The organism is Moorella sp. E306M, from assembly GCF_006538385.1.
In the GTDB taxonomy this organism is placed as follows: Bacteria; Bacillota; DSM-521; order Neomoorellales; family Neomoorellaceae; genus Neomoorella.
This window is the reverse complement of the sequence record NZ_BJKO01000001.1, coordinates 722,942-735,565: the sequence shown is the minus strand read 5'-3', so window position 1 is coordinate 735,565 and position 12,624 is coordinate 722,942. Positions and strand designations below refer to the sequence as shown.

Here is a 12,624-nt window from a genome sequence, read left to right as displayed (position 1 = left end):
GGTTTAACATGAAATGGAAGGAAGAACGGAACCGGAAGATAGCTAAATATGTCTTATTCTTTTACCTGGGTGCTTTGACTGTTATGGCTATATCCCTGTTAAGCGCCCTTGAATTGACATATTTTCCTAAAAGGATGTATCTAAATTATCCGGTAAGCGGTCTCTTCCTGGGTGTTTTCGCTTTAGCAGGAATACTTTATCTCACCAAAAAAGATTATGTGACAGTTCTTACTTCGAGCGAACCGCCACGTACCATCAGCTTGCTGATAAGCATTCTTATCTGGGCCTTTACCATAGCTATCGTCTTTATATCGGACTTCCACGGCAGTTCCTTTAAAGTCCTTTTCTTTGTCCCGGTGATCTATGCAGCTATAAATCACGGTCAAAAATATGGCCTTATATTTTCTTTATTATGTGTCATGCCCCTTATTATTTCTGACTTGCTGCATTACTCTCCTGAAGGGGTCAATAAAGCCCTGGAAGCCGATCTGGTCCTCAGCTTAATTATTTTTATGGCCGCCTGGCTCATCGGGGGATTTCTGGATATTGAAAGGGAAACCATTAAAAAGCTGGCAGAGATGGCAAACAGGGACGACCTGACAGGCTTATGGAATAAACGTTATTTTTACTACGCCCTGGAAGACCTGTTTACCCGGGCTAAAAAGGAAAATTTAAACCTCTCCCTGGTTCTTGCCGATGTTGACTACTTTAAAACGTACAACGACGCTTTGGGTCATCTTGAGGGAGATAAGGTTTTAAAGAAAATTGGCGAAATTATTGGCCGGGCAGTACCAGAGGGGGCTGTAGCTGCACGTTATGGAGGCGAAGAGTTTGCGGTACTGTTGCCCGGGTACTCCAGTCAGCAGGCCCTTATTGTTGCTGAACAGATTCGTAAAGAGGTCGAGAATTACTCTTTCTTTGGCCAAGAGTATCAACCGGCCCAAAAGATCACCCTGTCTCTGGGTATTGCTACTTACCCTGTTCATGCTAAAACATCCACAGAGCTTATTCGCCGGGCCGATGATGCCCTCTTCCGGGCCAAATCGGTACGTAAGAACAGGACGGAGATTTATTTTTCCGTTTTAGACGAGCTCTGCGCCGCATATAACAGTACGGGTGAGGACCTGCTTAGTACTTTGAAGACCCTGCTCAGTGTCATCCAGGCCAAGGATCGCTATACACGAGGGCATTCCGAACGGGTTACAGAGTATGCAGTAGTTGTTGGCGAATATCTCAATTTACCTGGAGAAGAGTTAAATACCTTGAGGCTCAGCGCTTTTCTCCATGATATCGGTAAGATAGAGATAGAACGTGAACTTTTAAACAACCCGCTTCCTTTAAACGAGGAAGAACGTTTGCTTTTTCAGCAACACCCGGTCTGGGGAGCGGAAATAGTTCGTTCCGTACCCCTGCTGGGCAAATGCACCCCCATTATTCTTGCCCATCACGAGAATTTTGACGGCTCAGGTTACCCTTGTGGACTGAAAGGCGAGGCTATACCCCTTGGTGCCAGGATTTTACGAGTGGTAGACAGCTTTGACGCCATGGCGACCAATAGGCCCTACCGCCGGGCTTTAACTGTCAGCCGTTGCCTGGAAGAACTCCGGCGAGGGGCTGGAACCTTATATGATCCAGAAATTGTTACGGCCTTTCTCAATGTTTCAGAACGCATTTTTCGCCTGCTGGCAAGTTAGGAAATATTGGCGGCCGGCCGCGCGCGGGAGGATTCAGTAGGTCGAGAGCTAAATTTAATGTTAAGCTGAAAACGTTATAAAACTATATGGAAGCAGGAACTGGTATGGCTGTTTACCGGCTGGATACATGCGGGGAAATGTGCCCGATACCGATTGTGCGCACAAAGGTCAAGCTCAAGCAGCTGGCCCGGGGCGATATTCTCATTGTTACCAGTGACCACAGTTGCACCAGCCAGTCCCTGGCCGAAACAGTGCAAAAAATGGGGTACCGCGTCGAGGTCAGGGGGGTGGCCAACGGCATCTGGGAAGTTGTAATTGAGAAGGGTTAACCTGACTGGCCCGGGTTCAAGGTAGAGAGAAGCAGAAGAAGAGATACATGGGGGCTGGCTAAAGGTTTAACAGAAAGCCTTCTTATTAGTTAACAAGAAACGAAAGAACTTCTTTTGCAAACTAGTGGCCGGTTTACCGGCCGGGTAAACAATATTAAAGGTGCTGCGAAAGGAAATGCCGTCCACCTGCAGGGCTTTTAAAGTGCCGGCATGAATTTCCCGCCGGATGGCCAGGCGGGAGAGGAGGGAGACCCCGTGACCGGCAGTAATGGCCGATTTAATGGCGTCGTTCGAATTTAACTCCAGGACGACATTCAGGTCGGCAATGGTTAGACCCTGCCCGGCCAGGGCGCGGGCAATCACCCCGCGGGTACCGGAGCCCTCTTCCCTGAGGATTAAGGGCAGGCGGCAGAGTTCTTCTAAAGTCACCCTTTCCGGGCCCTGCCAGCCGGCAGGTACAATTAAAAGGAGTTCATCTTCAGCTACACCCCGGGTGGCCAGGCCGGGCTGGTCGACAGGTCCTTCAATGAGGCCGATATCAATGGTTCTATCTAGCAATTTCTGGATGGTTTCTTCCCGGTTGCCGACCAGCAGCTTGATATTGGCATCGGGGTATTTTTCTTTAAAGCTGTAAATGGTGCAGGGGAGGGCATAGCTGCCAATACTGCTGCTGGCGCCGACAATGAGGCGTTCCTGGCCGCTCTTCCAGTTGTTGAGATCGCGTTTTAGATTTTCTGCCAGCTGGAGAAAGGTCTGGCCGTACTCGTAAACGATTTCCCCCAGGGCCGTTAACTCCACCCCTTTGGTAGTGCGGGTAAAGAGCTGGACTTCCAGGTCGTTTTCTAGGAGCTGGATTTGATAGCTCAGGGAAGACTGGGACATGTGCAAGATGCGAGCTGCTTCGGAAATGGATTTTACCTGAGCTACCGTGCAAAAGGCGTGCAGGTGGTTAAGGTTCATGGACCGGCCCTCCCTGCCTGATGGTTACAGTTTTATTATAGCATATGAAACCACCTGAAGGATAAGGCGGTAAGTATCATGGTAACAGAGCTGCAAAAGGAGTTACGATTGGCTAAACAGGTTAAGCTCAATCTCAGGTCCCAGGAACCTTACGCCCTTGGTGCAGCCCTGCTCGCTGCCGCTATCTACTGGTGGCTGCAGGGACGCGGACCGGGCCTGGGGGAAGCCTGGCTTTTTGGCCTGGGCTTTGGCTTTGTCCTCCAGCGCAGCCGCTTTTGTTTTGTGGCCGCTTTCCGCGACCCCTTCATTACTGGCAACACATCCTTGAGCCGAGCAGTGGTCATCGCCTTGATGGCAGCAGTCCCGGGGATGGCCCTGGTAGCATGGACAGGGGTTACCCTGGCAGATGTTCACCCGGCAGGCTGGCATACTGTGGCCGGCGGCCTCCTTTTTGGCGTGGGGATGGTCCTGGCCGGCGGCTGTGCCAGCGGCAATTTAATGCGGGTGGGCGAAGGGCACTTGCTGCAATGGCTGGTCCTGGCTGCCTTCATCGGCGGCTCCCTCTGGGGAGCCCATGATTTCGGCTGGTGGCAGCAGGTAAGTATCAGCCGTTCCCCCACCCTGTTTCTCCCCGAAGTGCTGGGCTGGGGGCCGGCCCTTCTTATCCAGCTCCTAGCCCTGGTGATGGTGTACCTGGGCTTAAACCTCCTGGAAAGGCGTTCCTTTCCGGGTTTTACCGCCGCCGGGAGACAGCGGCAGCCCTTTCACCTGCGCCGCCTGTGGACCCATCCCTGGCCTTATTGGACCGGGGGACTGGCACTGGCAGTCCTGGATGTAGCTTTAACCTGGCGCGGGGGCCAGCCCTGGGGTATTACCACCGCCTTCAGCTACTGGGGCGCCTGGCTCTGGGAGGCTTTTACCGGGGCGCCGCCGGGATGGTACTATTTTTCCCTGCCGGCCCACAGCCGGGCCTTGAGCCTGGGGTTTTTGGCTGAGCCCCGAACTCTTCTCGACCTGGGGCTCATTGGAGGAGCCTTTTTAGCCGCCCTGGCAGGTTCGGAATTTCGTTTCCACTGGCCGCGGCGCTGGCCCCTGGTGCCAGCTGCCTTAATAGGCGGGCTGTTGATGGGTTACGGGGCCAGGATTGCCATGGGGTGCAACATCGGCGCCCTTTTCAACGGCATCGCTTCCTTTTCCCTCCACGGCTGGCTTTTCGGTTTGGGCCTGGCCGGCGGTGCTTACCTGGGGAGCAAGCTCCTCCTCCGTTTCCTGGTATAAACCTGCACCTATCGAAAGGTCTGGTGGCCGTCGAAGATACCGTTAGACAATTCATGAACCAGAAGACCGCCAGGCCGCATGATTCCTGGCCTAAGGGGAGCTTTTGCAGCTCCCCTTTCGCTTTACCGGAGCATTCCCGAGGGGCAGGAGAAAGGAATGTTGACTGGTAAAATATATTGTGAAAGTAACATTGAGGGCAAATGGCAGGGCGGGGATATGTGTTAGCGCCAACAGGAAACATTCATCCAGTTTCGGAGGTGAGGGCATGTTAGAACAAAGAATAAGCCGGCGAACCTTCCTGAAAGGCTCCCTGGTGGCCGGGGCCCTGGCCACCTTTGGCGGCATGCTGGTTCCCCGGGAGCAGGCGGGGGCGGCAGGGGCAGTAGCCCCTGAAACTTCCCGGACCGTTCCCACCATTTGCGAAATGTGCGGGGTTAAATGCGGTATCCTGGCTCATGTCAGGGAAGACCGGGTTTGGCGTCTTACCGGTAACCCCAGGGACCCCCAGAGCAGCGGCCGTTTATGTGCCCGGGGCAATGCCGGGATCAAAACTCTCTATGATCCCGACCGCCTGAAGGGTCCCATGAAGAGGGTGGGCGAAGGGAAGTTCCAGCCCATCAGCTGGGAGCAGGCTTTTAAGGAAATTGGCGCCAAATTACAGGAACTGAAAGGCCGTTACGGCCCCCAGACCCTGGTCTGGCTGGCTCACCCGGAGCTTATTTCTCCTTTAGAGAAGCATTTCATGGCTGCCTTCGGTTCCCCCAATTATACCGGCCATGGGCCGACCTGTTACAGCAGCCGTAACGTTGCTTTTGAGCAAATGTACGGCGGCGTTCCCGGGGTTGACTACCGCAATGTCAGGTACTACGTTGCCTTTGGCCGTAACCTCACAGGAGGTATTAAAAACCCTGACATTCAAAAGATAGTTGCCGCCAAAGCAGAAGGCGCCCACCTGGTGGCCGTAGACCCGAGGTTGAGTGATTTTGCCTTCTATGCCGATGAATGGCTCCCCATCAGGCCGGGTACCGATCTGGCCATGATTCTGGCCCTGATTAATGTTATCATTAATGAAAATCTGTATGATGCTTCCTTTATAGCCGAACGTACCGTTGGTTTTGAAGAATTGAAAGCCGGGGTGGCCGCTTATACCCCTGAATGGGCGGCCAAAATCACGGGAATAGACGCGGCGACCATCGGCCGCATCGCCCGGGAACTGGCAGCCGCCAAACCGGCAGCAGCCGTCGATCCCGGCTGGCATGCCGTTACCGGTTCCCAGTATTACAATAGCGTCCAGACGGCCCGGGCCGTAGCCGCCCTCAACGCCCTGTTGGGGAACCTGGGTGCCAAAGGCGGCCTGGCCTTCCCGTCCAGGATTAAGCTGGGTGATCCATCCAGTATCATGGGCCCCAAACCGCCGGCGGCGGCGGGGCCGCGCTGGGATGGGGCCGGCAGCGAGAAATGGCCTCTCAATAAAGCCCACGGCATGATCCAGGTTTTCCCTGAGAGGGTCAAAAAAGATAAACCATACCCTATCAAAGCAGTGGTAATCCAGCACCTGAACCCGGTGCGCTCCAGTACGGATTCCGGGGCCTTTATTGAGGCGTTGAAGCAATTGGAACTTGTGGTGGTCATCGATATCCAGATGAACGATACGGCCTACTATGCCCACTATGTGTTGCCGGAAGCCACCTACCTGGAAAGGTACGACCCCTTGATGACGGCGGGCAACAAAGTGGTGTTGCGCCAGCCGGCAGTAGAGCCCCTTTTTGATACCAGAGGTGCTGAAGAAATCATCGCTGGCCTGGCTAAAGCCGCTGGTTTAAGTGAGTACTTTAACTTTACCCTGGAGCAATATAACGACGCCCTGCTGGCTCCCCTGGGCCTGACCCAGGCGCAGCTGGCCCGGGTAGGGGTAGCCGAAGTAGAAGCCCAAAAACCCGATTACACCAAACTCAAGACGCCTTCCGGCAAAATTGAGCTGGCCTGCCAGGCCTTTGTCAAGGCCGGCAGCACCCTGACCCCGGCCTGGGAGCCGCCTCTGGTGGAACCGGGGGTAGACGAGTTCCGTTTCATCCAGGGCCATGTACCCATGCACACCCATACCTCTACCGACAATAACGCCTACCTGCACGCCATCATGCCGGAAAACGAGCTCTGGATCCATCCCGGCCGGGCCGGCAAGCTGGGCATCAAGACGGGGGATCTCGTCGAAGTGACTTCCCGGGTAGGCAAGGTTAAAGTGAAGGCCCGGGTGACGGAAGGCATCCATCCCGAGGCAGTTTTCCTGGCCCATGGCTTTGGCTGCGGTGTTCCTTTAAGAAAGCTGGCCTATAACAAAGGCGCCAATGACAGCGCTTTGATACCGATTATTACAGCGCCTGTCTCCGGGGCGGCGGCCCAGTGCGAAACTTTGGTGACGGTACGGAAGGCAGGGTGAGTTTAGATGGCTAAGTTTGGTATGCTCGTAGACCTCACGCGTTGTGTAGGCTGCCACGGCTGCACCGTGGCCTGCCAGGCCAGGTGGGACTTATTACCCCAGGTGCAGTTTACCAAAGTCCACCGTTATGAGATGGGTACTTTCCCCAAAGTCAAAGGCGGGGTGGTAACCACCCAGTGCATGCACTGCGACGATCCCCCATGTGCCCGGGTCTGTCCTACCGGAGCTACCCGGAAACGTGCCGATGGTATTGTTGTAGTTCATGAGCAGGAGTGTATCGGCTGCCGCTACTGCCAGTCGGCCTGCCCCTATGACGCCCGGAGCTTTAACCCGGAACGGAATATTGTCCAGAAGTGTTATTTTTGCTATGACTTTGTAGAGAACGGGCAAAAACCGGCCTGCGTGGACACCTGTATGGCCGCGGCCAGGATTTTTGGTGACCTGGAAGATAAGGGGAGCGAATTATCCCAGGCCATAGCCGCCAAAAAAGCCGTCCAGATTAAGGGAACTTCCATCTTTTACGTACCGCCGCGGAACCTGGATACCTCCGTCCTGCCGCCGGATTTCCAAGAACCCGGTGCCGTACGCATCTGGCAGGATATTGTCCACCCGGGCGGGAAGACCATTATGGGCCTGGCTGCCGGCGCCGTAATTGCCGGTTTAGTGATCAATAATATTAAAGGGGGCGGCAACAATGACTGAAGAAAGGGTGGAGCGCTTTAACCTGGCCGAGCGCCTGGGTCACTGGAGCCATGGTATCTCCTTTGTCGTCCTGCTGCTCACTGGTTCAGCCCTGGTCTTCCGGGGTTACGCCAGCTTGATAGGACCCGAAGGGTTGCGTCTCTTTCGCAGCATTCATCACGTTATGGCCTATCCCTTTACTTTCCTAACGGTAATTATCCTCCTTTTTGGTACGCCGCGAAGTACATGGCAATGGCTGAAGGAGTGCCTTACCTGGGGCCGGGACGACTTCCGCTTTATTGCCGCTTTCCCCCGGGAATTTTTCGGGCTGAAGGTGCAGCTCCCGGAGCAGGGCAAATTTAACGCCGGGGAAAAGCTCAATTCCCTCCTGACCATTGCCGGCTCTATTTTAATGGCCGCTACCGGCTGGATCTTGCTTCTGCGGGACAGCGTGGCTCCTGCCCTGGTGGCCTGGGCCCTGCCCCTGCACTCGGCCGGCGCCCTGGTCATGGGCGGGGTCATCCTGGGCCATATTTACCTGGCCCTGGGTCACCCCAATTCCCGCGAGTCCATCAACGGCATGCTATCGGGTAAGGTAGCGGCCAGGTTTGCCCGCGAACACCATGCCCGCTGGTACCGGAAACTAAGAGCTGGAGAGGATCAGGTGAAAGGACAACAAAAAATTGCTTGACAAGACCTGTCCGGTGTTGCCCTGGATTAATTCCAGGGCAATAATATTATTTTAGAAGGAAAAGGTTTGTTTTGTAGCGAAATAAACAGGAACTATGAGATAGACAAAAAGGTACAGGAGAGAAAAACAGTGGCAGGTGCAGGTCGCTATCAAAGGGGTGTCAGCGCCGTTATCCCGGCCTACAACGAGGCGGCTACGGTAGGTAAAGTAATTGAGACTTTAAAACAAGTGGCCAGCATCGCCGAAATCATCGTGGTCAGCGACGGTTCGGAAGATGCTACGGCCAGTATTGCCCGCCGTCACGGTGCCCGGGTAATTGAGCTAGAAATCAATGGCGGTAAAGGGGCGGCCATGACCGTCGGTGCCCGTGCAGCCCGGGAAGACATTCTGCTTTTCCTGGATGCCGATCTGGAGGGGCTGACGGCAGCCCACGTCGAGGCCCTGGTTGCCCCTTTGCTGACCGACAGCGCGGATATGACGGTAGGCATCTTCAGCCGGGGGAGGTCGCTTACGGATCTGGCCCAGGTGGTGGCTCCTCACCTTTCCGGGCAGCGGGCCATCCGCAAAGAACTGTTTCTGGCGGTGGGGGCAGAAAAAAGCCGTTTTGAGGTCGAAGTATTGCTCACCAGTGAAGCCCGCGCCCGGCGCTGGCGGGTACAGAAAATACCCCTGGCCAATATGACCCATATCATGAAGGAAGAAAAGCGGGGGTTGTACCGGGGTGTAATCGCCCGTATGGGAATGTATAAAGACATCCTGGGCTATATCTTGCGCCTGACGCGCAAAAAAATAAAAACACGTCCGGTAGCGATCCTGTTTTTACTGCTTTTCCTGGTGGCAGCCTTGAATTATGATATCCTGACCATGCGGGCTGCGGCAGCCGCAGCCCGGAATATTCCTGTTCTCGATCTTCCGGACGGGGGCAACCGCATTCTGGTCATTTCGCCCCACCCCGATGACGAAACCCTCGGTGCCGGGGGCCTCATCGCTGAGGCCAGAGACCGGGGGGATGCCATAAAGGTAGTTATTATGACCAACGGCGATGGTTTCCGGCGGGGAGTGGAAAAGTTCAACGGTCCTTTGCCGGCAGGGTCCAGTGACTTTTTGCAATACGGGCGCTTACGGCAGCAGGAAGCCCTCGCCGCCCTGGGAACCCTGGGAGTTAAAGCCGATGATGTCATTTTCCTGGGTTATCCCGACGGCGGCCTGGCCCCTATCTGGCTTGGTTACTGGGGGCAGGACAGGCCCTATACCTCCGTTTATACCCGCCAGGCGGCGGTACCCTATAAACTGGCTTTTGCTCCGGGTGAGCCCTATACTGCTCCGGCTTTATTGAATACTCTAGTAGCAATCCTCAAAGACTACCGGCCCATCGATATTTATGTAACTGATACCAATGACAGCCACCCTGATCACTGGGCCACGGGGGCCTTTACCCTGGCGGCTATAGGTAAAGTTCGGGGAGAAGATCCTTCTTTCAGGCCGTATCTTTATACCTTTGTTATTCATACCGGGACCTGGCAGATGTTGCCTGTAATCGAGCGGCAGGCTAAACCCCTGTTGCCCCCCGGCTATTTCCTGGGCCGGGGAACACCCTGGTATCAACTGCCTCTGTCGCCGGCAACCCTGGCCCGGAAGAAAAAGGCCCTGGCCGCTTACCGGACCCAGGAACTGGTCATGCCGACCTTCCTGGCCAATTTTGAACGGCCCAACGAAGTTTTCTCTCACCTACCAGACCAGCAGTTGGTACAGGATGATAGCAGTGCCGGAGGAGACGGCGAGCCAGCTTACTGGCCGGACTCGGCTCGGGTAGCACTAGATCCGGCTGGCGATCAGCTGACCAGGAAACTGGAGAATGGTGGCGATTTAAAGGCAGCTTACCTCTTGCAGGCCGGTAAAACTACCTATGTACGCCTGGATACCTGGGGCCGGCCGGGCTTTCCAGTGACCTATACAGCCAGCATCTACCTGTTGCCCGGTGAACCTGAGGGCCAGGTCCGGCGCTTCCTCTTGCAGGTGGATCCCGGTGAAAGGCAAGTCAGATGGCTGGCCCGACCGACTGGTTATAACCCAGGGGCTGTGCGGGTAATCTACCGGGAGCACAGTGTTGAAATAGCACTACCCGGCCTGGTGTCGCCGGGAGAGCATTACCTGATGTTTGCCGCCGCCACATCTATCGGTAAAATACCCCTGGACCGGATACCGTGGCGCCTTTTACGTGTAGGCGGGGGCGGTTTGTAAATGGCCTCCATCCTCTTTGGCCTGGAAGAAGAAGTCTTTATTACCGAACCGGACCGGCCAACCCTCCAGTCCCTGTACTACCTGGCCCGCCTCCTCTGGCGGGACCCGGCCGATTATTATACCCATACTGCTTGTAACTTTACCCGGGGCAAGGACCTGCGTTTCGGCCTCATGAGCGGCATTGAGATTTCTACCGGGGCCTTTGCGGCAATACCAGACCTCCTGGCCGATTTGCAGCGCCGTCGCCGGGAGCTGGCGGGTGTCTGCTCCGGCCTGATCGTCCCGGTGGGACACCTCTTCGACCAGGAGGAGCCTACCAATATCTGCGGCATGCACGTTCATATCAGCGGTTTCCCGGACCGCGAGCGGGCCTACCGCAACCTGGTCTACTTTTTGCCTCTCCTGGCCTTGCTGGTAATTAACTCTCCCGTTGCCGGCAACCGCTGTTACGGCCAGTCCTACCGGTGGGCAGAGGCTTTTGCCATCGGCCCTTTACGGGATGACAGGCGCTACCGTTTTCAGGATCTTATTGAATCCAAACGCCTGGGTACCCTGGAGATTCGGGTTTTCGACCCGGTGTGGGACCTGGAACGCATCCGGATTCTCCTGGAGTGTATCCAGGCCATCCTCCTGGCTGATGCAGATTATCCCGGTGATATAAAGGTTTATAATGGCCTTCGCCTGAAGGTAGCCAGAGAGGGTTACATAGAGGAATTACGCCCGGTTTACCGGGACTTAACCCGGCTCCTGCCGGTGCCGGAAGACCTGTTCCGCCGTACCCCGGCCGACACCGTCAAGGAACTCTGGCTCCGGGAGGGTACTCTGGCCACTTATGCCGCCCTGGACAATGCCTACCGCAATGGGGTCTTGAAGCCCCGGCCCTTGCGACCGGTAAAAGTCAGCTGGCCCTTGATGCTGGCCGGCTTTTGCGGTTATTATTTACCCAAAATGCCCTATAATATCAAGAAAGTGTGGTCGGAATGGTGACCTTTTTTAAGATCCTGGCGGGCCTTGCCGCCATCGGCGGTGGCATCTTCTGGTACCTGCGCAAGGTATGGTTTTATCGCGACCCGGTGCGGGTGGCGCCGCAAGAGGAAGGGGCCATCCTGGCCCCGGCCGACGGCAAAGTTGTCTATATCAAGCCCTTTCGCGATGGCCGGGTGGTAGCGGAGAAACTGGGCCGGCCCATTCCCATTGAGGAAATAATGAAAGCTCAGGGCCTTAGTAACAGGGGCTGGATCGTTGGTATCTATATGTCTCCCCTGGATGTCCATTTTAACTATGCTCCCATTGATGCCCGGGTGGAGAATATGGTCCATACCCAGGCCAGGGTGAATTTGCCCATGGTCGACCTGTGGGAATATATTCGCCTCACCTATCTCCGGCGGGCGGTAGATCTTTTCAGCCACCGCTACCGCCTGGTAAATGAACGATTGACCATCTTCTTAAGGGGCCGTGACGTGCAGCTGGCCATGGTGGAGATTGCCGATAAGTTTGTCAATAAGATCAAATGTTTTATCACTCCCGGCCAGGCCGTTACCCGGGGCCAGAAGGTCTCCTTTATCGAACGTGGTTCCCAGGTAGACCTGGTTATCTTCAAGGATGATGTAGAGTTTGCCGTCCGGGTGGGCCAGCAGGTTTACGGCGCCCGGACGGTGGTGGCCCGTTACCGGGCGGCAGGCAGGGCAGAGCAGTGACGGCCGTCCATGTCTATATGGCTCTCTTTGGCCTGCTGGTCGTTGAAGGTATGGGTGTCCCGGGCATCCCCTTTGAGCCGGTCTTCCTGGCCGCCGGTTATTTAATCGAGCGCGGGGAGATGAACTTTTGGGGGGCAGTGACGGTCGGCAGCGCCGGCAATCTCCTGGGCAACTTGATAGGTTACTGGCTGGGGGCCAGGCCGGGGCGAGGCATAATCGAACGCTTTCTCCACCGGGGCTGGGGTCCGGACGGCCTGGCCACAACCCGGGACTGGCTGGACCGCTTTGGAGCGGCGGTAATTATTTTTGCCCGCTGGTTTGGCCCCATCAGGACGCCGACCATCTTGGCAGCGGGTGTCCTGGGAATGAATCCCGGCATCTATGCCCTTTATTCAGCCCTGGGCGCCTTTACCTGGACTATGGCTTGGCAGTACGCCAGCTGGAAGGGGGCCCATTATCTCCTGGCGTGGTGGTACCTTTACCGCCGCTACGCCACCTGGTGGATGGATATCCTACTGGTCCTGGCATTCCTGGCGGTTACCGCCGGTTCTATCTATTATTGCTGGTACCGGCTAATGGTAAGAAATGGAAAAGAATAAGTTTGACAAATCCCGTA

At 55.6% G+C, this 12,624-nt stretch carries 11 protein-coding genes; 10 read left to right on the top strand and 1 reads right to left on the bottom strand.

Translation table 11 applies throughout. From position 1 onward, the window contains the following. Positions 1 to 8: 8 nt before the first annotated feature. Positions 9 to 1,694, top strand: a complete 1,686-nt coding sequence (locus FLZ89_RS03825; protein ID WP_141263979.1) for a bifunctional diguanylate cyclase/phosphohydrolase — start codon at positions 9 to 11, stop codon at positions 1,692 to 1,694. A 104-nt stretch (positions 1,695 to 1,798) separates the two neighbouring features. After that, positions 1,799 to 2,023 (top strand): sulfurtransferase TusA family protein, encoded by a 225-nt coding sequence (locus tag FLZ89_RS03820; RefSeq protein ID WP_062284653.1) that lies wholly within the window; start codon positions 1,799 to 1,801, stop codon positions 2,021 to 2,023. A 66-nt stretch (positions 2,024 to 2,089) separates the two neighbouring features. On the opposite strand, the gene FLZ89_RS03815 is transcribed toward FLZ89_RS03820, so the two are convergent. After that, on the bottom strand, positions 2,090 to 2,983 hold the full coding sequence (locus FLZ89_RS03815) for a LysR family transcriptional regulator (protein ID WP_141304432.1): 894 nt from the start codon (positions 2,981 to 2,983) through the stop codon (positions 2,090 to 2,092). A gap of 78 nt (positions 2,984 to 3,061) precedes the next feature. Between FLZ89_RS03815 and FLZ89_RS03810 the strand changes: the two genes are divergently transcribed. The 8 genes from FLZ89_RS03810 (at position 3,062) to FLZ89_RS03775 (ending at position 12,607) form a co-directional block, all read left to right on the top strand. Next, positions 3,062 to 4,261, top strand: a complete 1,200-nt coding sequence (locus FLZ89_RS03810; RefSeq protein WP_172613431.1) for a YeeE/YedE family protein — start codon at positions 3,062 to 3,064, stop codon at positions 4,259 to 4,261. 265 nt (positions 4,262 to 4,526) lie between these two features. Next, positions 4,527 to 6,698 (top strand): molybdopterin-containing oxidoreductase family protein, encoded by a 2,172-nt coding sequence (locus FLZ89_RS03805; RefSeq protein ID WP_141263981.1) that lies wholly within the window; start codon positions 4,527 to 4,529, stop codon positions 6,696 to 6,698. Positions 6,699 to 6,704: 6 nt separating this feature from the next. Beyond that, positions 6,705 to 7,400, top strand: a complete 696-nt coding sequence (locus FLZ89_RS03800; protein ID WP_141304431.1) for a 4Fe-4S dicluster domain-containing protein — start codon at positions 6,705 to 6,707, stop codon at positions 7,398 to 7,400. Further along, positions 7,393 to 8,070, top strand: a complete 678-nt coding sequence (locus FLZ89_RS03795) for a formate dehydrogenase subunit gamma (RefSeq protein WP_141304430.1) — start codon at positions 7,393 to 7,395, stop codon at positions 8,068 to 8,070. Before FLZ89_RS03800 ends, FLZ89_RS03795 begins: the two co-directional genes overlap by 8 nt. A gap of 129 nt (positions 8,071 to 8,199) precedes the next feature. Continuing rightward, positions 8,200 to 10,311, top strand: coding sequence for a PIG-L family deacetylase (locus tag FLZ89_RS03790; protein ID WP_141304429.1), 2,112 nt, complete (start codon positions 8,200 to 8,202; stop codon positions 10,309 to 10,311). Next, a complete protein-coding gene (locus tag FLZ89_RS03785; protein WP_141304428.1) occupies positions 10,312 to 11,298 on the top strand; it encodes a hypothetical protein in 987 nt (328 codons plus the stop codon). It abuts the gene before it with no gap. After that, positions 11,292 to 12,008, top strand: coding sequence for a phosphatidylserine decarboxylase (locus tag FLZ89_RS03780; RefSeq protein ID WP_141263985.1), 717 nt, complete (start codon positions 11,292 to 11,294; stop codon positions 12,006 to 12,008). Before FLZ89_RS03785 ends, FLZ89_RS03780 begins: the two co-directional genes overlap by 7 nt. Further along, complete coding sequence (locus FLZ89_RS03775) at positions 12,005 to 12,607, top strand: DedA family protein (protein WP_141263986.1); 603 nt, start codon at positions 12,005 to 12,007, stop codon at positions 12,605 to 12,607. Before FLZ89_RS03780 ends, FLZ89_RS03775 begins: the two co-directional genes overlap by 4 nt. The last annotated feature ends 17 nt before the right edge of the window (positions 12,608 to 12,624 follow it).